This is a genomic window from Mucilaginibacter sp. P4_A11 (genome assembly GCF_056402535.1).
In genome coordinates this window covers 773,179-797,207 of record NZ_JBFUHE010000001.1, presented here as the reverse complement: position 1 = coordinate 797,207, position 24,029 = coordinate 773,179, and the positions used below count along the sequence as shown (strand labels likewise).

At 43.3% G+C, this 24,029-nt stretch carries 19 protein-coding genes; 7 read left to right on the top strand and 12 right to left on the bottom strand.

Annotated elements, in window-relative coordinates:
- Positions 1 to 837 precede the first annotated feature (837 nt).
- Both AC1DUD_RS03575 and AC1DUD_RS03570 read left to right on the top strand, forming a co-directional pair.
- Positions 838 to 2,319, top strand: coding sequence for a glycine--tRNA ligase (locus AC1DUD_RS03575; RefSeq protein ID WP_477371685.1), 1,482 nt, complete (start codon positions 838 to 840; stop codon positions 2,317 to 2,319).
- 281 nt (positions 2,320 to 2,600) lie between these two features.
- A complete protein-coding gene (locus AC1DUD_RS03570) occupies positions 2,601 to 3,716 on the top strand; it encodes an AI-2E family transporter (RefSeq protein ID WP_477371683.1) in 1,116 nt (371 codons plus the stop codon).
- Positions 3,717 to 3,818: 102 nt separating this feature from the next.
- Here AC1DUD_RS03570 and AC1DUD_RS03565 read toward each other — a convergent pair whose 3' ends face one another.
- The 6 genes from AC1DUD_RS03565 to ligA all read right to left on the bottom strand — a co-directional run bounded on the left by AC1DUD_RS03565 (position 3,819) and on the right by ligA (position 13,131).
- On the bottom strand, positions 3,819 to 5,147 hold the full coding sequence (locus AC1DUD_RS03565; RefSeq protein WP_477371681.1) for a M16 family metallopeptidase: 1,329 nt from the start codon (positions 5,145 to 5,147) through the stop codon (positions 3,819 to 3,821).
- 20 nt (positions 5,148 to 5,167) lie between these two features.
- Positions 5,168 to 6,547, bottom strand: coding sequence for a M16 family metallopeptidase (locus AC1DUD_RS03560; RefSeq protein ID WP_477371679.1), 1,380 nt, complete (start codon positions 6,545 to 6,547; stop codon positions 5,168 to 5,170).
- 133 nt (positions 6,548 to 6,680) lie between these two features.
- Positions 6,681 to 7,379, bottom strand: a complete 699-nt coding sequence (locus tag AC1DUD_RS03555) for a hypothetical protein (protein ID WP_477371677.1) — start codon at positions 7,377 to 7,379, stop codon at positions 6,681 to 6,683.
- An 844-nt stretch (positions 7,380 to 8,223) separates the two neighbouring features.
- Positions 8,224 to 10,674, bottom strand: coding sequence for a DUF5686 and carboxypeptidase regulatory-like domain-containing protein (locus tag AC1DUD_RS03550; RefSeq protein ID WP_477371675.1), 2,451 nt, complete (start codon positions 10,672 to 10,674; stop codon positions 8,224 to 8,226).
- Positions 10,675 to 10,758: 84 nt separating this feature from the next.
- The gene (locus AC1DUD_RS03545; protein ID WP_477371673.1) at positions 10,759 to 10,989 is read right to left on the bottom strand and encodes a hypothetical protein; all 231 of its coding nucleotides are present in this window, start codon (positions 10,987 to 10,989) and stop codon (positions 10,759 to 10,761) included.
- A 129-nt stretch (positions 10,990 to 11,118) separates the two neighbouring features.
- Positions 11,119 to 13,131, bottom strand: a complete 2,013-nt coding sequence (ligA, locus tag AC1DUD_RS03540; protein ID WP_477371671.1) for an NAD-dependent DNA ligase LigA — start codon at positions 13,129 to 13,131, stop codon at positions 11,119 to 11,121.
- 328 nt (positions 13,132 to 13,459) lie between these two features.
- Between ligA and AC1DUD_RS03535 the strand changes: the two genes are divergently transcribed.
- Together AC1DUD_RS03535 and AC1DUD_RS03530 are read left to right on the top strand one after the other, a co-directional pair.
- Positions 13,460 to 14,056, top strand: coding sequence for a TNT domain-containing protein (locus AC1DUD_RS03535; protein ID WP_477371669.1), 597 nt, complete (start codon positions 13,460 to 13,462; stop codon positions 14,054 to 14,056).
- A gap of 21 nt (positions 14,057 to 14,077) precedes the next feature.
- Entirely contained in the window at positions 14,078 to 14,413 is a 336-nt protein-coding gene (locus tag AC1DUD_RS03530) for a hypothetical protein (protein ID WP_477371667.1), read from the top strand.
- Positions 14,414 to 14,484: 71 nt separating this feature from the next.
- Here the strand turns inward: AC1DUD_RS03530 and AC1DUD_RS03525 are convergent, their stop codons facing one another.
- Positions 14,485 to 15,402 carry a DUF6263 family protein gene (locus tag AC1DUD_RS03525; RefSeq protein ID WP_477371664.1) on the bottom strand — a complete coding sequence of 306 codons (918 nt, stop codon included), beginning with the start codon at positions 15,400 to 15,402 and terminating at the stop codon, positions 14,485 to 14,487.
- Positions 15,403 to 15,554: 152 nt separating this feature from the next.
- On the opposite strand from AC1DUD_RS03525, the gene AC1DUD_RS03520 reads away from it, so the two are divergent.
- Positions 15,555 to 15,797, top strand: a complete 243-nt coding sequence (locus AC1DUD_RS03520; RefSeq protein WP_477371662.1) for a hypothetical protein — start codon at positions 15,555 to 15,557, stop codon at positions 15,795 to 15,797.
- Between the two features lie 83 nt (positions 15,798 to 15,880).
- On the opposite strand, the gene AC1DUD_RS03515 is transcribed toward AC1DUD_RS03520, so the two are convergent.
- Positions 15,881 to 17,662 (bottom strand): DUF885 domain-containing protein, encoded by a 1,782-nt coding sequence (locus tag AC1DUD_RS03515; protein WP_477371660.1) that lies wholly within the window; start codon positions 17,660 to 17,662, stop codon positions 15,881 to 15,883.
- A gap of 99 nt (positions 17,663 to 17,761) precedes the next feature.
- Here AC1DUD_RS03515 and AC1DUD_RS03510 point away from each other — a divergent pair, with 99 nt between their 5' ends.
- A complete protein-coding gene (locus AC1DUD_RS03510) occupies positions 17,762 to 18,232 on the top strand; it encodes a DinB family protein (protein WP_477371658.1) in 471 nt (156 codons plus the stop codon).
- Between the two features lie 127 nt (positions 18,233 to 18,359).
- Here the strand turns inward: AC1DUD_RS03510 and AC1DUD_RS03505 are convergent, their stop codons facing one another.
- Complete coding sequence (locus AC1DUD_RS03505; RefSeq protein ID WP_477371656.1) at positions 18,360 to 19,676, bottom strand: alpha/beta fold hydrolase; 1,317 nt, start codon at positions 19,674 to 19,676, stop codon at positions 18,360 to 18,362.
- 287 nt (positions 19,677 to 19,963) lie between these two features.
- On the opposite strand from AC1DUD_RS03505, the gene AC1DUD_RS03500 reads away from it, so the two are divergent.
- Positions 19,964 to 22,408: an outer membrane beta-barrel protein gene (locus AC1DUD_RS03500; RefSeq protein WP_477371653.1), complete on the top strand. Its 2,445-nt coding sequence runs from the start codon at positions 19,964 to 19,966 to the stop codon at positions 22,406 to 22,408.
- Here AC1DUD_RS03500 and AC1DUD_RS03495 read toward each other — a convergent pair.
- The 3 genes from AC1DUD_RS03495 to AC1DUD_RS03485 all read right to left on the bottom strand — a co-directional run bounded on the left by AC1DUD_RS03495 (position 22,405) and on the right by AC1DUD_RS03485 (position 24,011).
- Entirely contained in the window at positions 22,405 to 22,632 is a 228-nt protein-coding gene (locus AC1DUD_RS03495; protein ID WP_477371651.1) for a KTSC domain-containing protein, read from the bottom strand. The genes AC1DUD_RS03500 and AC1DUD_RS03495 overlap by 4 nt on opposite strands.
- Positions 22,633 to 22,676: 44 nt before the next feature.
- A complete protein-coding gene (locus AC1DUD_RS03490) occupies positions 22,677 to 23,060 on the bottom strand; it encodes a DUF1634 domain-containing protein (protein WP_477371649.1) in 384 nt (127 codons plus the stop codon).
- A 114-nt stretch (positions 23,061 to 23,174) separates the two neighbouring features.
- Complete coding sequence (locus AC1DUD_RS03485) at positions 23,175 to 24,011, bottom strand: sulfite exporter TauE/SafE family protein (RefSeq protein WP_477371647.1); 837 nt, start codon at positions 24,009 to 24,011, stop codon at positions 23,175 to 23,177.
- Positions 24,012 to 24,029: the final 18 nt, after the last annotated feature.

Here is a 24,029-nt window from a genome sequence, read left to right as displayed (position 1 = left end):
CCCTCCATTAGCTAATATTATATATATTAACCTTGAAGGGAAGCGGATGCTACCGATCTGTAGAAGATGTGTGGAGATATAACAACTTTGGATTGGCTTGTCCGTCCGGAAAGAAGTACCGTACCCGGTGGGCCAAAAACGGACAAGGCTTTATCAGAGATTGTAACCCGGCAATACAAATATAAAGAAATTTCTTTAATTTAAAGAATCTATCATCAACATTGTATGTACGTCCGTCCGTCGCACTGTGTCAAACTCCTGAAATAAACTATTGGACAGACAGGCGTCGGCATCAATGCCAACTCGTGCCCGGGCATGTCTGGCCTGCATATCAGCAATGGACCCCTCCCGACGGACGGACAGGCCATAACCCACACATGTCATGGCGAGGAGCAAAACGGCAATGTGCACCGGGACGCGACGTGGCAATCGCATGCTGTACAGGGTGGCTATGCTTCCGTGCGATTGCTTTCCCGAAGCAAATTCGGGACAAGCTGTGCATCGCAATGACGTAATCGTAAATTATTGATTATTAAGCATGTTTTTTAAATAGATTTTATAGTATGGGCGTTGCCTGCGGCCCGGGCTTTCCGTTACAAGTCCTCGCCTTGCCTACCCGCAATCCCTACACACGCTGTGGGCTTTTCACTGCAATCCCTAACGCAGCCCCGCGCACCACTGCCAAAGTATATTTCATACGTCATCACGTTTTTTCCAGAGAGTCCCTGGTGGTTACTCGCAATGACGTGGTTTTAATCTGCCATATGAATATTATAGTTTTATGCTTTTCGCCTTTCGCTTTTAGCTTTGTGCCTAAATTGTATCTTTGCAGCTATTATGAGCAAATCAACCGACGAACTTTTTAAAAATGTTATTTCACACGCCAAGGAATATGGCTTTGTTTTCCCTTCCAGCGAGATCTATGATGGCTTAAGCGCAGTTTATGATTACGGCCAAAATGGTGCCGAACTCAAAAACAACATCAAAGCCTACTGGTGGAAAGCCATGGTGCAAATGAATGATAACATTGTGGGCATTGATTCGGCCATATTTATGCACCCGAAGATCTGGAAAGCAAGCGGTCACGTTGATGGCTTCAGCGACCCAATGATCGATAATAAAGACTCAAAGAAACGCTACCGTGCCGATCAGTTGCTGGAAGATAAAATAGAACGCTACAGCAAAGACGGCAAAACCGATAAGGCAGAAAAACTACAGCACGATATGGATGAGGCCCTGAAAGCCGAAGACCTGCCGCGCATGAAAGAACTGATCCTGGAACACGAAATTGCAGATCCTATCAGCGGTACCCGCAACTGGACCGATGTACGCCAGTTCAACCTGATGTTCAGCACCCAGATGGGCGCTGTAGCTGATGATGCCGATACCATTTACCTGCGCCCGGAAACTGCACAGGGCATCTTTGTAAACTACCTTAACGTGCAAAAATCGGGCAGGATGAAAATCCCTTTCGGTATTGCGCAAATTGGTAAAGCTTTCCGTAACGAGGTTATTGCCCGCCAGTTCATTATCCGCATGCGCGAGTTTGAACAAATGGAGATGCAATTCTTTGTTCGCCCCGGCACTCAAAAAGAATGGTTTGATCAGTGGAAAGCAGCACGTTTAAAATGGCACCTTGCTTTGGGTACCGATGAAGCCAAATACCGTTACCATGAGCATACCAAACTGGCCCATTACGCCGATGCTGCTTATGATATTGAGTTTGAGTTTCCGTTTGGCTTTAAAGAGGTTGAAGGGATCCACAGCCGTACCAATTTCGATTTGAGCCAGCACCAGGAGTTCTCAGGCAAAAAAATGCAATATTTTGACCCGGAGGTTGATCCTGAAACAGGCAAGCCTTACGGTAACTATATCCCTTACGTAATTGAAACTTCGATAGGTTTAGACAGGATGTTCCTGCTTACCATGATCAACGCTTACGAAGAGGAAGACCTGAGCACGGAAGAGAAACAGGACAGTCGTACCGTGCTACGCCTGCACCCTTGCCTTGCACCGGTTAAAGCTGCTATTTTCCCGCTTACCAAAAAAGACGGTCTGCCCGAAAAAGCCCGCGAGATCATGGATAAACTGAAGCTTGATTTCAATATCCAGTACGAGGAAAAAGATGCTATCGGTAAACGCTATCGCCGTCAGGATGCCATCGGTACGCCTTTCTGCATCACGGTAGATCACCAGACGTTAGAAGATAACACCGTAACCATCCGCCACCGCGACAGCATGGCACAGGAGCGCGTAGCCGCCGATCAGCTGGATAAGATCATTGGCGATCTGGTTAGCTGGAGGAATGTGTTAGCATAAGTAAGCGGTTCGGTGATAATGCCGGGCATAAGCAAATAATCTACACCACGTCATTGCGAGGCACGAAGCAATCCCCAATTGGCAGGTTCGCCCTGTACAGTTCGCGATTGCTTCGTGCCTCGCAATGACGTTTTTTTGTTTCCCGTCCACTCCCCTGGCCAACAACTACCTACTCCCCCCTACGGACGGACACGCCAATCCAATCAGCATAAAACCGTCTAATTACCGGCAAAGCAAACAATTACTTATCTTGTTCCTTTCTGTGTAAAAACCCTGCACCCATGCCTGCTGTTAAAGAATACCCCTTTTACCTTAAAAGTACTGTTATACTTTTTGGATTGATTTTATTGGTTTATGTATTTGCCCAACTGGCAGATGTATTGATCCCATTAGCCTTTGCCGCTTTCATTGCCATTTTGCTTAACCCGGTAAGTAACTGGCTTGAAGAACGTAAGGTGCCTAAAATATTAGCTATAGGGCTGACCATGCTGCTCGGCGCCATTTTACTGGCAGGGTTGTTCTACTTCCTCTCTACCCAGATCATTCAGTTTGGCGACTCGCTGCCCATGCTGAAAAAGAAGTTTGCCGAGCTGTTCATCACCTTTAAAGACTGGGTAGCCACCACCTTCAATTACTCTGTTCAAAAGCAGGACAAGCTTATTAAAGATGCCATGGATAACAGCCAGGCACTGGTAGGCCGCACGCTGGGCAATGTATTGAGCACCTTCGGATTGGTATTTGTTGTGCCGGTGTATGTGTTTCTGATACTGTTTTATAAAGTACTGATCTTAAATTTCCTTTTCGAGGTATTCTCCGAAGAAAACTCAAAACAGGTTGCCGAAGTGCTAAAAGAAACCAAAACAGCTATACAAAGTTATATCCAGGGTTTATTGATTGAGATGCTGATAGTAGCCGCCATGAACTCGCTGGCATTGGTGTTACTGGGTGTTAAATACGGCATCCTGATAGGCGTTATAGGTGCTATCCTTAACCTGCTCCCCTACATCGGCGGTATCATAGCCATCGCTTTACCTGTACTGATGGCAACGGTTACCAAAGATGGTTACACAACCCAGCTGGGCGTGATCATAGCCTACCTTGTTATCCAGTTTATTGATAACAACATCCTGGTGCCGCGCATTGTATCATCAAAAGTGCAGATCAATGCGCTTATTTCCATTGTGGTGGTATTGTTAGGCAATATGCTTTGGGGATTATCGGGTATGTTCCTTTCCATTCCCTTCGTAGCCGTACTCAAAATCATTTTCGACAGGATTGACGGTCTCAAACCCTGGGGCAAGCTCCTCGGCGATACCGTACCCACCAAACCCAAAGGCGCCGGCTGGACCCGTACAAGGAAAAAAGCGGTGTTACCCGAGGAGGAGGCGAAAGGCTAAAGGTAAAAGGCGAAAGGTATAAAAAACAAAAGGCGAAAAGCAAAAGATCACCGCTGGTGTGCTACCTTTTACCTTTCGCCTTTTACCTTTTACCTAAAAAGCCTAATGGCTCACCGGGTTTTCGCCTTTATGCAGTGTGCCGTTGATGTACAGCAATTGGTTTACTTTTTTAGGATCGCCCTGGTATACCCATACTATGTTGTTGATGTATTTACGGAAAGCGTTGCTTACATCATCCGGGGTTAGTTTCTTCACGTCATCAACCAGGGTTAACGAGCGTTTCCAGTTATCGTGCAATACTTCGTTAGCGGCTATTGATGATGCCTGGGCGCTGTTGGTTTCGTTTTTATAGTAGAAACCTGTTAGGTAAGTAACCTTCATATCGGCTACGTCTTCAGCTTTAAAGCCTTCGCGTTTAATTTTATCAACCAGTTTATCAAACACAGCTATGTATTTATCAGGCTCGGTTGTTGAAACAGAGAACTTGGCGGTTGATGTTTGACCGGCACTGAACCAGGCCTGCGGGGCATATGATAAACCATTGTTGGTGCGTACCTCTAAAAAGTGCATGTTCGAGAAAATGCGCATAGCTACGTTAAAGGCATTAAAATCGGGCGTACCGGCAGCAGGGCCACTGGCAATACCTTCTACATAATTGGTAGCAAGGTCACGCTTTTCAACATTGATGGTATTTTTTTCGGCCCTGAAGGTGGATTTTTTAAATGCAAACGACTGGCCTTGTTTAATGCCGCTCAGCATAGCTTTTACTTTAGCTTCAATAGTTGCCTGGTCAAGATCGGCAACCACAATAATCACCAAACGCGATTTGGTTAGTATCGATTGGTAATAAGCCTTGGTTTCGGCAGGGGTTAAAGCTGTGATAATAGGCACAGTGCCGCTTGGGTCTTTAGCATAGTTGGTACCGGCAAAGGCTACCTTATCGGCATATTTATCAATAGCGTTATCGGGCTGTGAATCTTCCTGCTTGATGTTGTTAATAGCATCCTGTTTAATGCGGGTAAACTCCTTTTCGTCAAATTTAGGCTGGGTTATAGCCTCAACATACAGGGGCCAAACAATATCAAAATCGCCTTTAATACAGTTCATGCGCACTACCGAATAGTTTTTGTTGCTGCTGCCGTAAACAGTGGCGCTTACTTTATCCAGCTCATCTTTAAAACTGTTTTTATCGTGCTTTAAAGTACCGCACTCGGTAAGGGCGCTCATCGCCAGCGATTCGATCCCCGCTTTTGTAGCCGGGTAGTTTTGCACACCGCCTTTTATAATGGTTTGCACTTCCACAATATCGTTACCGCTTGGCTGTACAATAACCTTTACGCCATCTACCGTAGTTTCGTAGGCCTGTTTTTGCGCCCTGGCGGTATTTCCTATAGCCGCTGCTACCAGCAGGGCAATTATATATTTTTTCATCATGATGAGGTAGTTTTAAATTACTTAGCTGCAAAAAATGAAGCCGCGTTTACTGTTTTGTTTAACTCAGGCGCTATGATCAAACCTGCCGCATATGGCTTGCCAATTACGTAAGTCTCCAGGTACTTTTTAATATCGGCACGGGTAACTTTCTGATAGTTGGCATCTAAATCGGTATAAAAATTAAACGAGGTGCTGCACCATTGGTAGCTGATCTGGCTTGGCAATGATGATGGCTTCTCTTTAGCGTGGATATCATTACGGTGCAGGATAGCTTTAGCGGTAGCCATTTGCTCATCGGTAAAATAGTCGTCCTTATTCCACATGCTAATTTGGTTCATCAGCTCGGTATAGCACTCTTTCAGCTTGTTAGGGTTAGGCACTACAAAAATATCTATAGGGCCTACATAACGGCTGGTAGTGTAGCTTACATAAACACCGGTGGCCAGGCCTTTATCAACCAATGCCTGCTGTAGTTTTGATGAGTTTAAACCCACAATGGTCGAAAACACATCAGCAACAACCGTTCCCGCCGAATCTGTTGGGTATGACGGTCCCTGCCAGGTAAACTCCATATAGGGGGTTTGGGCAATGGTAGCTTCCTTAACAAAATATTCGGGCTTGGTTAAAGGCTTAAATGCCGGGATAGGGAACTTGGTTTGCGGATCGAAACCACTGTTGGCCCAATCGCCAAAAATGCTTTCGGCAAGGGCAAAGGCATTGTCATGCTTCACATCGCCGCAAATAGTAAGCAGACTATTATTAGGGAAATAGTATTTATCCTTAATGATCATCATTTTTTCGGGCGTAGCCGTGTTGATCACCTCATGAACACCGATAGGGTTTTTACGGGTGATGAGATCGCCCCAAAGCTTTTGCTGCATACCATACCAAAGCTGGAAACCCGGGTCACTTTCGGCACGCTGAAACTCGCCGTCAACCACAGGGCGCTCCTTCTTCATATCTTCCTCGCGGTAAATAGGGAAACGGATAGCCGCGTTCATGAACTTTAAACCGGCTTTAAGGCTATCCCTGTCAAAAGTAAAGTAGTAATTTACACGCTCGGTATTGGTGGTACCATTCCAAATGGCGCCAAGTTCCTGTGTGCGTTTTAAAAACTTTTCCTGGGTTGGATAGTCTTTATTGGCTTTGAAAAACATGTGCTCAAACAGGTGCGAGAGACCGCTGTATTCCGGGCCTTCGGTATAGGCTCCGTTTTTAACAGCTATTTCAATGGTGGTTAAAGGCACTTTGCTGTTTTCAATAACCAGCACGTCCAATCCGTTTGGCAGCGTTTTAAGGAAGTAACCTTCCGGCAGCCTCACCTGGGCAGTAGCCATGCAGGCACTAAAAACTGCGGCTACGCTCAATGCAAAAATTTTGATAAAATTTCGGTTCATATATCTACAATGTTTTATACACTATAAATATATCGGTATAATCTCAAATAAATGAATGATTTAACCGTCTACCCGCAATTTTTTAACACAAATTTAAGCCTGTGGTGATTTCAGCATATTTGCAAACCGGCAATTAAATACCGGCTTTAATACTATTATAAGGTAAACCCAAATCATCTATAGAATATTGGGTAAGCACACTATCTTTAATGGTGATATAGTCGCCACGGTGGGTTACCAGGTATTTTTCCACGCCATCTTTGTTATCAACCTCGGGTATGGTTGCTGATACCACCGTGCCTGTAGCATCCAGTTCAATTACATATAATTCCTTTTTACCACCAACAATATCTGTAAAAGGTACAATAAGGGTATGGTTATTATCGTCAACAAAGCGGCCCACAATACTTTTGCCTGCCAGTTCTTTAGGATCCAGTGTAAGCAAATGCTTAGCAACCTCGGCGCTTATACCGGTTATGTTTAACCGCACCGTATTGCCATCGGCATCTTTAGTGGTATCCTGAATAGTAACCTTATCCCCCTGCGGGTAACGGGCTACTGCATAAAAGCTATTGGCACCGGTGCTTTTATCATTATGACCAGGCAGCAAAAAGTAAAGCTGCAGGTTGCTCAGCTTGGCACTATCAGCCTTAATTTGTGAGGTGATGCTCAGCAGCTCGTTCCACTTAAGCCTGCCATCTATTTTAACGGTGAGTTTGGTAGCGGTATCTAACTTGGTAACCCTTGATATGGTATAATGTGGTACGTTTTTCTTAGTGCAGCCAAAAGCCACAAGCATGATTATTAAGCAGGGAAAAATATTCTTGGTCATGTGGCAAAGTTAAACCGTTGATTTGAATTTAATGCTGGTGATTTTTAAGTATTGGTGAGTGGTTGATTGAGTTGATTAGGTGAATGGTTGGTTGCCATCATATCCATCCCGTAATTGCGAGGCTCAGCCTGTCCCGAACTTGTTTCGGGAAAGCAATCGCGAACTGTACAGGGTAGGTTTGCTTAGCCCCTCTGCCTATTGGGGATTGCTTCGTGCAATGACTGGAGCCTTTCTGTCCACACGTTGGCTACAATTGTCTTACTCCCTTAAACGGACGGACAGACAAATTAAAATCCCGTTATTGCGAGGCTCAGCCTGTCCAGAACTTGTTTCGGGAAAGCAATCGCGAACTATACAGGGTGGATTGGTTAAGCCCCTCTATTTGTTGGGGTTGTCTTCGTGCCTTATAATGACGTGACCGCAAGTTATTGATTATTAAGTATGTTTTTGTGATCGATTTTATAACATGGGCGTTGCCTGCGGCCGGGCTTTCCGTTACAAGTCCTCGCCTTTCCTACCCGCAACCCYTACAMACGCTGTGGGCTTTTCACTGCAATCCCTAACGCGGCCCCTGCACAACATCCCTAAAATATATTTTTTCTACGTCATTACGGTTTTTTCCTGTGTTCCCTGGTGGATACTCGCAATGACGCTTTTTAATTTTCTGTCCACACGCTGGCTAAAATTGGCTTACTCCCCTAAACGGACGGACGCACAAATTAAAATCCCGTCATTGCGAGGTACGAAGCAATCGCGAACTGTACAGGGTGGATTTGCTTAGCCCCTCTGCCTGTTGGGGATTGCTTCGTGCCTCGCAATGACGCTTGTAAAAGGTAGAATCAATCTACAAATTTATCCCCAACCTCAATGCTGATTTAGCTTCCGTACCTCCATTATACGATATGCCGTACATCAGCCGGAAGTTGAGGTACTGCAAGCCGAAGCCCAACTCGGTGTAGTTTTTTAACGTAGGCGTGTACAGGTAATTTACATCGATGATCTCCTGTAGTTTAAACTTGCGGATAAGCGGGATTTTATTGGTGATGAAACCCGAAAAGTTGTGTTCAAAATGCCCTTCGATGTATTTATCAGGTGTGCTGAAATCATAATAATCAAGCAGCAGGAAACGGTTTAACCTTGGTTTGTATGATAATACTTCGTTACCTGCAAAGTGGAAATAATCAGGAAAGAATACGCTTTTAGCATTCAGGAATTTACCCGCACCTATAAAAAATGAGCTGCTGCCATAAAAGCCCAAACTGATATCGGCTTTGGAAATGTCAGCGCTGATCTTATCATAATTAACATCCGAGCCTAATACATTGTTGATACCCTTAGTATAGTTTACGCTGATGGTTGGGTATTTGGATGGCAGATACCGCCTGCCTGATGGATAGGTTTCATACTTATTGCTGAAATCATAACTGGCCTGCAGATTTACAGTGAGCGACTGATTTTCGGGGAACAGCAGCGTATTATGGTCAGGATCTAAGGGGTTATTGGATGTGAACTGGTGAGCATGCGGATCAAAAATACTGAATGATGCCGTATTCAGTAGTGACTTGCGGTTAGCCCATTCAACCGAAGCGCTACCACGCAAGCCGCCGGTTCCCCTGCCCGAAAGCGATGCTGATGCAAATTGCTTTTGGTACAGTTTCTTAAAGTTTTGCTGCGAAAGCAGGCTGTGAACGGTATTTACAAAGGCCGACATGGGTGCCTGGTCATTTAAATCAACCACATCCGACCCACCGTTTAAACCCAGCGTAAAGCGCTCAAGCACTGGAATAGCCGCACCTGCCGAAGCATTGAACAAATGATTTGAAAAACCATAGCGCACCTTTCCGTTCAACCTAAAATAGCGATTGTTAACGGTATCCACCAGCTTACTGTATGATGCGCCGTAATCAATAGCCAAACCCTCAACCGTGTTATAAAGCAGGGAGCCAATAATTGGGTCGTAATGAAAATATTCCTTTTTATAGCGGTTACGGGTATTGATGCCGGTGAACAACAGGTTTACCGGCTTAAATTTATTATTGGCCTTATCCAGCGAATCAAGGTATTCTTTGGATTCGCGTTTTTTGGCTAATTTATCTTTATTGGTATAGTCGGTAACCTCTTCGGCAGTAAGTGGAATTGGCCGGGCCTGGTTCCAGTAGGATGTATCCTTGCTGATGCCTTTGGTAATCCGGAGCACCTCGTTAAAATCAGCTTTATTTACCGAAGGATCGAGGTTGTAGTTTTTATAGATCGAAATAAAATACCCTCCCAATTTAAACCCGAACAAGCCTCCTGTAAATTCAAACTTTACGGATGATGTCATCCATACCTTTTCGCTAACAGGAAAAAACTGCTGGTTAATTTTAAGGGTATCAACAAAATTGATGTTGGCCTTTTTGGTGATGTAAAGCTGCAAGCCATAAATGCGCCAGCTATCATCCAAAATATAAATATACCCCTCAAAACACGGGTCGTGCGCCCGTTTGGGGATCACCTGGATCTTGTTGATAGTTTCACCGTTCTCAACAGAAGTGCCTATGTATTTGTAGTTATAATAAAACATGGCATTATCAGCCACCGGCGATACCAGCGGGCGATTGCTCATGCCCTGCCAGGTTTCATAGTTTTGGTAAAAGTTAACCGCCATGTCCGACGCCCGGTTAAAGCTGAACGCCCTGTTACGGCCAGACACTTTCGACGATACCTGCTCTTCATGCACCTTATCGGGCCTGATGAAACTATATTTTGATTCCGACTCGGAAAGGTAAACTATCCCGCGGCGGTTTGAATCGAGCCCGGCTTCGCTGGTAGCCTTCTGCACATCAAAGCCCATGAATGTTTTAGGGGCAGCCAGCAGTTTTTGCAAACCCTTAATGTAAATATCGCAGGTATAGGCTTTTACTTCGTTAAGATAGGTTTTACGTTTTTTGATAGCCCTACGCATAATAGCGTAAGCGGGGTCTTCGCCTCCTGCGTGCACAGTTACATCCTTAAGCTGGTAGGTTTCTGTTTGCAGGCTGATATTGATCAGCTGGTTAGCCGCAAGATTAACAACCCTGCTTTGCTGTGCATATCCAACCGCTTTATATTGAATTTCCTGCCTGCCGCCATTTAAACGCAGCAGGTATGTGCCCTCGCTGTTAGCAGATACTCCAGTGGTAGTATTTTTTATAAATACAGATGCAAAAGGAACTGGTTTACCTTCTTCGTTGGTTATTTTACCGCTGATGCTGAATTGCTGGGCATATGAGGAAAAATTTAGTATTAAAAATAACGCAACTAAGGCTGGCTTCATTTAGCGGATGTTTATGCTAAGATGAAACTTATTACTTGATTGTTACAACGCCAAATTGTTAAATAATGTGAAAAGGCACCCCGCTTAGGATGCCTTTTTCTTTGAAGTTTCTTTATTACCAAGAGGCGGATGGGCCTTATTTTTAATATTCCAGTCGTTGATATCAATTAACCCTGGCTTTGTTTGATAGTGCGATTTGCTTTTAGGGCACCTCACAACAAACTTACCCCTAACCTGCTCAATAACAGGCCTTTCTCCACATTCCTTACACGGTTCGCAAAAAATATTTGCTTGTATCGGTATAAATTTTTCCATAGTAAATTATTCGAACATAGTACGTTTAATTAATTATGGGGGGCCCTTTGGGTAAGCAAAGTAACTGTTTTTTACGCTAAAAAAATAAAAACTTTAACCCAATGAATAAAATAAACAACTCAGGAATACTTATTTTATCAATTCCATTAACTCCTGGTCGCCAATTATGGGGATATTTAATTTGTTGGCTTTTTCAAGCTTTGCAGGCCCCATATTATCGCCGGCAACCAGGTAGTTAAGCTTAGCCGATATGCTGCTCAGGATCTTGCCGCCGTTTTGTTCAATAATATCCTTCAGTTCATCGCGCGAAAACTTCTCAAACGTACCCGATATAATAAAATTCATTCCGCTAAGTTTTTCGCTGTCCAGTACAACTTCTTTTTCTTCGGCAATAAACTGCAGGCCCTGCTCCCTTAGTTTTTGTATTTCCTGGCGATGGATGTCCCCTGCAAAATATTCAGTTATGCTTTGGGCTATGCGTTCGCCTATTTCTTCGGCGGCTGTCAATTCTTCAACCGATGCTTCCATCAGTTTATCTATCGATTTAAAATGGAAAGCCAGTTTACGGGCAACAGTTTCGCCTACATAACGGATGCCCAATCCAAACAGCACTTTTTCAAAAGGCATTTTTTTAGATGCCTCAATACCGTCAAGCATATTATTGATCGATTTTTCGCCAAAGCGCCCCAATTGCTTCAATTCGGCAGCATGGGTATGCAGCTCATAAATATCGCTGATGTGGCTTATAAAGCCTTTGCTGTACAGCGTTTCAATAGTTTCATCACCCAGTCCGTCAATATTCATAGCCTTACGGCCGATGAAATGCTGCATTTTCCCAACAATTTGTGGCGGGCAGCCTTCATCATTTGGGCAGTAAAACGCTGCTTCTCCTTCCTTACGTTCAAGCAGGGTATCACAAGCGGGGCAGTTGGTACGGTAAACAACAGGCACAGCATCAGCCTTCCGTTTTTCGGGGTTTACGCTGATGATCTTCGGGATGATCTCACCTCCTTTTTCAACAAAAACAGTATCGCCCTCATGTAAATCCAGGCGGATGATCTCATTGGCATTATGCAGCGTAGCACGTTTTACCGTGGTGCCGGCAAGCAATACAGGCTTTAAATTGGCAACCGGTGTTACAGCGCCGGTACGGCCTACCTGGTAAGTCACTTCAAGTAGCTCCGTCTCTACCCTTTCGGCCTTAAATTTATAGGAGATAGCCCAGCGCGGCGATTTGGCGGTAAAGCCAAGCTCCTGCTGCTGTGAGTAGTTATTTACTTTTATAACAATGCCATCAATATCATAGCTCAGGTTAAATCGCTCTTTATCCCATTTATTAATAAACTCCAGCACACAATTAATATCCGGGCAAAGCTCGCTATGCTCGTTGGTATGAAAGCCCCAGGTTTTAACAGCCTGCAAACTTTCCCAATGGGTTTTAAATACTGTTTTTTCGGTGTACAAAAAGTACAGGAAGCAATCAAGCGGGCGTTTAGCCACTTCAGCCGAATCCTGCATTTTTACCGTACCTGAAGCAAAATTACGTGGATTGGCGTAAGGCACTTCGCCGCTTTCAATCCGCTCGTTATTAAGCCTGTCAAAAGCTTTACGGTGCATGAACACTTCGCCACGAATATCAAAATAGGCAGGGTAACCTTCGCCATGAAGGCGTTTGGGTATGGTATGGATAGTTTTAATATTGGTGGTCACTTCGTCGCCCTGTACACCATCACCACGGGTAACGCCGCGCACCAGTTTGCCGTCTTCATAAGTGAGGCTCATGCTCAAACCATCAAACTTAAGCTCACATACGTACTCAAAGTTATCGCCAATAGCCTTACGTACCCTCTGGTCAAAATCAATCAGTTCCTGTTCATTGTAAGTATTGCCTAATGATAACATAGGCCAGCGGTGCCTAACGGTTACAAACTCCTTGGTGATATCCCCGCCTACCCTTTGCGTTGGCGAATCAGGGTCGGCAAATTCCGGGTATTCTTTTTCGAGTTTGTTAAGCACCTCCAGTTTTTTATCAAAATCAAAATCAGAAATGGTTGGCATGGCCAGCACATAGTAATTGTAATTGTGCTGTTTAAGTTCGGCTGTTAATGCCTCTATTTGTTTTTTTGCTTCAGCTGATGACATAGGTACGAAGGTAATAATTTCCTTTATTGGTTTGTTTTGGTTAGATTAATATAGGATGGCAGAGATTTTCACAATGAGATTTTTTAGCTCAGCCGTTGTTAGTGTTGATACCATAGGTGTTCGGGAGATTTTTAATTCCCTTCTTGGGAGGGGTGCGGCGGCAGTGTCCTCTTTCTGTCCTCAACTACCCTTACCCGAAAACGGACGGACAGGCCAACCTCACCTGTTTGATATTTCATATTATAATATTGAATAAAATAAATAACATAAAATGCTTTAATATCCGCCTTACTCCTATTAGCTTTATCACACCAAAAACTTACATCGAATGAAAACACTAAAACTGCTGATCCTTTCCGTATGGCTGATGCCTTTCCTTGCAACAGCGCAAACCAAACCACACCATGCTGCAAAAGCGCACCACCTGCCGGTACGTGGAGTTACCTACGAAGATTTCAAAAGCTCCGTAGCCGATTTTGCCGACAGCACAAAAAAGCCTCTTGCTGACTCGGCCTGGCTGTTCTTTAAAACAGAGAAATGGGACGCCCTCGAAAAATTCTTCACCAGGAACAACCTTAACGGTGGCTGGCCGCCAAACCGCGGAGCCGTAAACCTGGTTATCATTACGCTTCCAAAAGGTGTGCTGATTGACCGTTACGGGGGTTATAGCGATTCTACCGGTACCTTCCAGGATAAAGGCACATTTGTATCGCCAAAAGGTGTACCTTTCCCAAAACGCGCCCTGCCTGATAATACGTTGACCAAGCCTTACAAAATTTATAAAGTTTTGAAAGCGATAGCCAAAGTAAGGCAAGGGAAGATCATCCCCTGGTTTGGCAAACCGGGTTTAGGTATCCAGTATGAAGTACCGGCTACTGTTAACGACCTCAAAACAGGCGGTTACATAGAAGAAGTGAAACAATAAAAAAGCGATTATTATTAAAATATGATCACAAAATATGAAATAACAAAGTCATTGTTATTTGATGGAGACGAAGCTGAGGCTGTGCATAAATCTTTTAACCTGCCTGCCGGTGATATAAAGTTCAGTGATTTTGCCAATAACAATTTTGAAGATCTGCATAAGGTAATTACCCCTGACGACTTTAACACCATTGTAAAAACAGGCGGCTTCAACGCCGACTTTCTTAATTTATACAAGGGCAGCGAAAGGCTCAGGCTATATTATGCAAAAAAGGGAAATACCCTTGCCGTTTTTGCATATGGCGAGTTTCAGCCAACACGGTACAAACTTTATCTTGAAGGCCTGTGGACGCTGTAATACATGGTATTACCCAATAAAAAAATCCCTGCCGGTTTAGGCAGGGATTTTTTGTTATGGCTGTTTAATAATTAATGATCAACACTTGACGTTTCGCTGGTAACACTCATCGGGAAGGTTAAACCGCCCGGTACTTTGGGATTATCTTTTATTTCTACAGTACCATCAATGTTTTGCTTTAGTTTTGAACTTGAGATCCAGCCGGTAGCCTTGTCAACAATAACATCAGCTACCATAGTGCCTTTCATATTATATTTCATAGGCATATTACTGATGGTTTTATAATCGGCAGTATTATCTGTTTCAAGTGTGGCATTACCGTGGATCACATAGCTTTGCGGGGTGATATCAATCAGCTGATAAACGGATACTATCTTAGCGCTCATAGCGCCTTCCAGGTTATTTTTAATGGTCCACTTATCATTTTTTGCAACGGCTGTTTCCGGCAGTACCGACATGGCCATTTCCAGGTTGCCTTTAAGTGCCCCGGAACCGAAGGACTGGCTCAACTGTGTCTTTAACTGTTCTTTTTGTGCAGCCGGAACCTCCTTAAAACCATCTATCATAGATGTGATCATGGTTTCGGCATTGGCTATTGATTTGATCCTGCCGCTTTTAGTTATCGTTGCACTAAACGGCTTATTAGTTAAAGCAGACATGATCCGGGCCATAATATTTGTAGTGTCTTTACTATCAGAATCAAATACCACATTACCGTTAGGCAGCTGCATTTTCATGCCTACTTTGGTATAGTTAACCTCCATATAATAAAGAGAATCGGCATTTAACACCTTGAACGACATTTTACCATCGATGGTCATATCAATATTATTAACCTGCCCGTTTATGGTTTGCTTCACAACAGAGTGTGCCGAGGTCGACAGATAATAGGTATTACCCTTAATTAATTTCAGCGCCGGTTTTACCTTTTGAGCAAAGGCTGATACTGATATCATTGCCAGTACACCGGCAAACAAAATTTTCTTCATGATCTGTGATATGTAAGGGCTAAATATATTATAATATCCCACGAAAAAAACTGAAAATTCCTAACAATTAATTAAAAACAATTTCGTTAACTTTATGCAACGCTCTACTCTTTAATTTTTTGACACACCTAATAGCGGAAAGAGAGGTTTTTATGTTACAGCAAATAGCATTTATACCACAGCACCAATTTCATGTGCTGATTAATTTTTCGGGAGAAGATGAACGCATAGTGGCCGTTTTACCCAACGATGCAGGAAATTTCCGCGTAGTTGACCAGGGTAAGGTGATTGCCGAGCTAAACCTGGATAAAGGTTGCTGTACCTGTTATAAAGGCAGGTTGAAAAAAAACGTCATGACCCAACTGGAGCACCAGATAAAAAATCATTACGCGTAAGCTGTTAATAAAAAGATTTTGATAGTTCATGGGAAGTAAACTCATGGTTCATAGTCCATGAGTTTATCCCTGTGGACTATCAATTAATTTCCGCTGGTTTTGGCCAGCATCGCTTCCCTTATAAATTTAACCGGGGCACTGCCGTAGCTTAAAAACTTCTCGTTAAACTCTTTCAGTTTATATTTATCGCCCATTTTAATTTTATAGGCATCCCTCAAATCAATGATCTCTTTGTAACCTGTATAATAACTAGTTAGCTGAACGCTGGTTACGCTAACACGCTTCCATTTACCATCGGCTTCGGCCTGCTGCTGGAAGGCTTCGCGGGTTAATAATTTAATGGCTTCATCTTTAGTCATGCTGTTACTGTGTACACTGTAATCCAAAATGGTATTGCATACCGAACGCAGGTTCCATTTGTACCACATCAGCATCATTTCGGGTTCGTTATTACCAAAACCGTTTTCCAGCATCATTTGTTCGGTATATACCGCCCAACCCTCGGCCATAGCACCGTTGCCAAATACTGCTTTAATAATGCTTGGGGCTTTGTTTGAATATACGCCCTGTACATAATGTCCCGGTACTGCCTCGTGGATGCTCAGAATCTGTAAAATATAATTATTGTATTCGCGCAGATAGCTTTCGGCCTTTTCCTTACTCCAGCCTGATAAGCTGCCTACGTTATAGTACGAATTACCGTTTTTATCATAAGGGCCGGGGCCACTCATAGATGCGCCCGCTACACCTGCCATATAACCAGGCTCCTTACGGATGATAAGCGGTTTTGACGGATCAAGCGTTAACAGGTCTTTAGCTTTAACAAAGGCATTAAGCTTAGGTATGATCTGCTCAATTGACGATTGAAAATCTTCCGGCTTAACATGTTTGGATGAGATGGTATCTATCAGCTGGCTTATCATTAACAAACTATCAGCAGGTGCAGCCTGTTTACCAAAGTATTTTGACCAAAGCTGCTTGCTGATCTTAGCCATTTCACGGTGGATGAATTTTTTACGTTCAACAGCCGCATTGTAAATTTTTTCGGCAGTATTGGTGGCTACTATTTCGTATTTAAACTTATCCTCATACAGGTCCTTACCCAATCTGAAACTTCTTGGGTGATCATTTTTAAGCACCTTAAGCCAGTCGGCATAAGCTTTAATAGCCACCACGCTTTGGGCAGCCCTGTCGGTCATTAATTTTTGCTCGGCTTTGGGAATATTGGTTTTCTTAAGTGAATCGGCAAAATCTTTTCCTATTACGTCAATACCGCCCAGGTTTTGCTCTATGGCCAGGCTGGTAAGTTCCACCACCGGGTTTTTGATCTGCTTTTGAGCATCTTTGTAATACTGCGGAATGAACGACATGCGCTGGTAAAAATGACGTAAGCGTTTAGGCAAAGGCTCGTAATGCTCATTCAAAATATAAGCGAACGTACCGATCACGTTGTATGATGATGGGTCCCACTCATATTGTTTTAACTGGCGCACCTGCCATTGCAGGTATTCAAGTTGATTTTGCAGGATCTTGTAATCTATCTTATTGGCTTCAGACAGCGTATTCACTTCAAAGCGGCTTAACGAATCGACCTGGTATTTGGCAAAGGTTACCAGTTTATCGCGGCTTTGTTCGTTAGGAAGCACCATCAGGCTATCATATTTATGATACCCTGCCGATGTAGCCCAATCGGGGTTAAGCTTCCAGAAGTTATCCAGAAACGTATTCTCATATTTAATAAAAGCCTCGTCATCTTTACCTAATAGCGGACCGGTGCCGCTACCGCCATCTTTTTTACAGCCTGTAAAGGCAACCATGAATAAAACAACGGCGAGTGCTAATTTTAAGAATATGTTTCTGATCACAACTGATGAGTTTTACAATGAAGCATAAACTTAAAACATTTAAGCCAAATAAATCAAACCGGCGACGAATTTGTTACTTTAAAAACATTTGATTTACCTATGAACAATGAACACCAGATTTTAATTGATGAGATAACGCATTTGCTACAGGGAGGCAATGCCCACGCCGATCTGAAAAAAGCCCTTGATGGTTTACCATCTGAGCTTCGAGGCGTTAAAGTTGATAAGCTTCCCTATACCATTTGGCAACTAATTGAACATATCCGGATAGCTCAATGGGATATGTTGGAGTTTAGTAAAGATGGCAGCCATGAATCGCCCAACTGGCCCGATGATTACTGGCCTAAAGAACTTGCCCCAAAAGATGACCAGGCCTGGGATAGTTGCCTTAAACAAATTGATGATGACCAGGAAGCACTGATTGAGTTGGTAAAAAGCGAGGATATTTATAAAAAGATCCCACACGGTGATGGACAAACCATCCTTCGGGAAGCATTACAGGCGGCTGATCATAACGCTTATCATGTAGCCGAGATCATTGTGATCAGGAGACTGTTGGGGGTGTGGTAGAGTGAAAACGGACATCTCCACCCGTCATTGCGAGGCACGAAGCAATCGCGAACTATACAGGGCGCACGTCCAAATCGGGGATTGCTTCGTGCCTCGCAATGATGGGTTTATAAGTATAAAAGGGTGCTTACTTCGTTGTCTTCAGCACAAACGTAGTTATCGCCGTAACAAACTCCGGTTTAAGCGGTAAATCAGGCTCGTTGTAGGTAGCCTTATTCTTTTCCTTATCTGCAGGGGCTTCTTTCAGTACGTGGTTCATGTTAGGGATAATGGTAAGTATCGCATCTGATTTTGCTTTTTTAAGCTTTTCTGCATCACCAACGGTTACTTGTAGATCTGTTGTTCCCTGTATGATCAGGATCGGTGCTTTTACCTTCCTGATCTCGCGCTGCGGGTTATACCTGAACCACGACATGAGGTATTTCTGGATACTTGGCCTTGCAATAAAGTATAACGCAGGATCAATGTTATCAGTTGTTTTACCCCGCTTTAAACTATCCAGCATACGGTTAAACCCATCCGATATAAACGCGGGCTGTGATTTCATTTGCTCGGTCAGGATCTTATCAGCCGAATCACCGGCACCGGCTACTGATATAAAGCCTTTTATCGGTTCATCAAAAGCAGCCATCATGCCAACCAATGAGCCTTCGCTGTGACCAAGAATAATTACCCGCGAAAAACGTTCATCAGCAGTGAACATATTAAGCAGTGCGGCGGCATCCTCTACATAATCTTCAAACCTGATCTCGTTTTCTTTAATGGAAGTGATGCTCTGCCCTACCAAACGTTTATCATAACGTAAAGACGCTATGCCTTTTTTACCCAGCTCGTTAGCAATCATTTTATAAACATTGGCATGAAGTCCCAATTTAGGGCTATTGCCGTCCCTATCAGTAGGGCCTGAGCCTGCTATGATCAATACCAGCGGCACTTTGCCATTAGCGTCCTTCGGTATGGCCAATGTTCCGGATATTGAACCTAATAAAGTTTTAACTAAAACAGGCGACTCAGTTAAAGATGGATCGGTAGCTATAGTTGTGCTTGCTGCTGGTGCTGCGGCAGTAGCAGTAGTTGCAGCGGTATATGGCGTTAATGAAAGACCGGTAAATTTATTATCGGCATTCAGTGACAGGTTTAATAAAAAAACTCCTTTTTGAAACGTAGCCTTATAATGAGCTATCGGGGTTTCATAGCTTGCAAGATCAGCCTGTAGCAATGACCCTAACTGTGTTTTTAGCTGTAAAGTAGTGCTTTTAAAATCGGCCAATGAAAGTGCCTTCGTCATTTCGGGGCCAAACATACTGTACACGCTGTCCGGCTGGTTATTGTTGTATAGCTGCTTAAATTTATTTAAAGCCGTGGCATAATTGCCAGATGGCATTTGCGCAAACAATTTTCCTGCAAAACAGGTAACTAATATAAACAGACTAAGTTTTTTCATGTTATAATGGTCAAGATACAATGCGATGATGTATTGAGGCCGAAAATAAAGAAAAAATCAGGTTGTTTTGTTTATTTATGCCATTGCACACGTTTTTGCAAACAATATTTAAACTGTAATAATATAAAACCTTTTACTCAACATAATTCATACTAATGTTGCAACATTGTTTTATATTATATCGTTAAAATATCAATACAATACATATAGTTTTATATATATTGTATTATATTGCGGTACATTTTATAATCTTTTAAACTATAGCCATTTTCTACATCTACTAATTAATGAGGGTTTTAACAGCAGGCTTATTTTGTGCATTCCTGACAGGAATGTATTGTTTTTCATTTGCCCAAACAAGATCTTCAATAATACAAGGTAGAGTTTTAACCGAAAATAATCAGCCGGCCGATGCAGCTACAGCCGTTTTGCTCAGTGCCGCCGACTCTTCCATATTAAAATCAAACCTGGTAAGTAAAAACGGCCAGTTTGAATTTACAAACTTGCAGCCCGACAGCTACTTAATACTCATCAGCAAAATAGGATACATTAAAGTTTATGCCGGGCCTTACAAGATTGTGGTCGGTCAAAAAATAACGGCCAATGATATTATCTTAAAACTTTCAGATAACCAGCTACAGGAAGTTAAGGTAGTGGCCCGCAAACCCTACATAGAGGTAAAACCCGGTAAAATTGTATTAAGCGTACAAAACAGCATCCTGGCCGAGGGTAATTCGGCCTTTGATATCCTGAGGCAGTCGCCGGGGGTACGGGTTAACAGCAATGAAACTTTGAGCATCAACGGCAGGCAGGCTGCTTTGATAACCATTGATGGCAAACCCACCAACCTTTCCGGCGATGACCTTACCAGCTTGCTTCGCAGCATGCAAAGCAGCACTATCGACCAGGTTGAAATGATCAGCAGCCCGTCGGCCAAGTACGATGCATCGGGTGGAGGGATCATCAATATCATCTTAAAAAAGGGTAAAAACCTGGGCACCAACGGCACCGTTACCGCCATGGCGGGTTATGGTAAATATTATAAAAGTACTGCCGGCATTGTTTTCAACAACCGTACCAGCAAACTCAATGTCTTTGGTAATTACACTTATGATAACAACAAAGGTACCCGTACCATTACAACCAACCGCAATATTACTTATGACGATATCCTGAGCAATTACGATGTTGATTATAATAATATCCAAAAAACCACCAACCATAATTTTAAAATCGGGGCCGACTATACCATTAGCTCCAAACAAACCATAGGCTTCCAGGTAAGCGGCATAGTCAGGGAAGATGATTTCACAAAACATAATGACCTGTATATCCGCAACCAAAGCAAACTGGATTCGATAATCAGGGCCCGTTCAAATCTCGACAGGGGCAGCAGCTATTTAAACTACAATATCAACTATAACGCGGTACTGGATAAAAGCGGCAGAAATATTTCGGTAGATGGTAACTATTCAACTTACCACCGTCATTCAAATGAGTTCATTACCAATAGCTTTTTTACCCCGGCGGGCGAAACTTACCGTAACGACCTTGATTTGGAAAACCTATCGCCGTCAGATATCCGCATCTGGACATCCAAGGTTGATTTTGTAAATCCGCTGACTAAGACCTCAAAATTGGAAGCCGGCATCAAGTACAACAATGCCAGCAGCAACAACAATCTTGTTTTTGGCCCCAAAATAAACAACGTATACCAGGCCGATCCAAATTTCAGCAACAGGTTTCTTTATACAGAGGCAGTGAGCGCCGGCTATATCAACTATGTTAATAAAATTGGCAAATGGGATCTTACAGCAGGCATACGTGCCGAAAACACCCATGCAAGCGGTAAATCATGGGGGTTAAATGACAACATCCCCGATGTAAATACCTATAATTATTTCAATCTTTTTCCGCAGGCGCAAATAAGCTACGAAGCCGATAAAAAGAACATCATTGGCATCAGTTATAACCGTGGCATTCACCGGCCTCTTTATGAAGATATAAACCCATTCCTGTACTACACCGACTTGTATGACTACCGTGCAGGCAACCCGCAACTAAAGCCCGAATACACCAATACCATACAGATCTCTCATACTTACAATCAAACTTTTTCAACCGAACTGTATTACACCGTTACCAATAACGCTTATGATTTCCCGGTGTATTACCAAAATGACACTACCAAGGTAAATGTAACCTTCCGCAAAAACTTTGGGCAGATCTTTGTATATGGTGCTTCATTTTATGCACCGGTGCAATTCACGAGGTGGTGGTCGGGTAGTTTTAACCTTGATGCTATTTACGTCCGTTACAAGGCCTATCCGCGAAATGGGGATTTCGATCGGGGCAAGCAAGATATCATTTTCGGCAGCACACAAAACTTCACCATCACCAGTACATTACTTGGCGAAATATCGGGCAGGTATGAAACCCCAACCATTTATGGCATCAATGAACTAAAGGCCAGCTATTCGGTAAATGCAGGTATCAGCAAACAAATATTAGAAAAGCGCGCTACTATTAAATTAACACTAAACGACGTAATTAATACCGACAGGGGCCGTAACCACGCCAGCTATCAAAACATAGATCTTTCGGAGGTAAATAAGCGCGATACACGTATTGTAAGGCTCAATTTTAGTTATCGTTTCGGCAAAAGCACTGTTAAATCGGCCAATAAACGCAATACAGGCAATGATGATGAACGCCGTCGTACAGGAAATTAATGACGTGCAAGCCTAACCTTTAACTCGGGATATTTACCTTTTATACGGGTAACGAAGAAGTTCCCAAGCGATTCGGCGCTAATAAATTTTTTATAGGTAGATACAGGAAAACCAAAGTACTGCCACACGCCGCCGTTTTCCCGAAATTCAAGTTCAAGGATGCGGGCGTCAGGATCATAACCTACGCTGCTTAAGGCCGATGATTGTACTGCAAGTCTCTGCATTTATTATATATACTATATTAAATACAAAAAGGTTTTTAAAAATATTATCCTGCGTGACCGCTTATCATGCTGGCTAAAATAATAAACAGCACAAGTATAGTGATAGCCGTGTACAGGTAATCCTTTTCCATAATGAAGCCTATGGCCGAAAATATCACCCTGATAACCGGTGTGGCTATCAGCAAAATGATCCCTGTTTGTATAATTGCCCGGCCGCGCAAAGTAAACACGCCATGGATAATAGCACCTGGATTACTCACCAAATCGGGCACGCCAACAAACTTGCTGTAATCAACATGTGCTTGTCCGTGCCGGTACAGGTAAATAACCCCGCCAATAAAAATAACACTCATTGATACCAGCACCCCTGCGCGCAGTATCCAGCCTATTACGGCCTGCATATCGGTATCCTTAAACTTTTTAGTCATTAGTTCACTTGTTCATTAGTTCATTGGTGTATTATTCATTAGTCTGGCTGCCAGGCAACCGGTATGACCCATCAGATAAGCACCAATGAACCAGTGAACTAATGAACCAATGAACTATATAGCTCCTGTCATTCCTTTATATATCATTTGCGATGCTAAAAACGTAACCACCAGGGCAAATACCCAGCGCAACCAGCCCGATGATGACGTATGCACCAATATTTTTGACCCGGTTAATGCTCCCAATAAAACACCTATAGCAACCGGCATGGAAAGGCCAGGATCAATGTACCCCCGTTGCAGATAAACTACTGCGCTTGCGGCAGCGGTAACCCCTATCATAAAATTACTGGTAGTAGTTGATACTTTAAAGGGAATGCGCATAATGCCATCCATCGCCAAAACTTTCAGTGCACCCGAACCTATGCCAAGCAGGCCCGATATTACCCCGGCAAAAAGCATCATGAAAAAGCCGCCGCCTACATTCCTTACCGAGTAGGCTACTTCCCCTGCCGGAGTTGGAAAACTACCGTTCAGTTTCAATTTTTCAGCCAGTTTGCTTTTTTGCTGATGGATTTGCTGCGATTTTTTCCGGAGCGACATTATCGCCGAAAGGATCAGGATCACACCGAATAAAACCGCTATAAAATTGGTTGGGATATAAACTGCTATCAGTGCGCCAACCATGGCACCTGCGGTAGTGGCAATCTCCAGGAACATACCCAATCTGATGTTGGTTATCCCCTCTTTAACATAAGCTGCCGCCGAGCCTGATGATGTGGCAATAACCGATATGAGCGATGCGCCAATAGCATACTGGATATCAACCCCTAGTAAAATAGTAAGTAATGGAATAATGACAACCCCTCCACCTAAACCCGTCAATGAGCCCAACAATCCCGCAAAATACGACCCAACAAGTATAATAAGCGTAAGTACGGTAACCGACATAAAGGAATTGAAATTTGA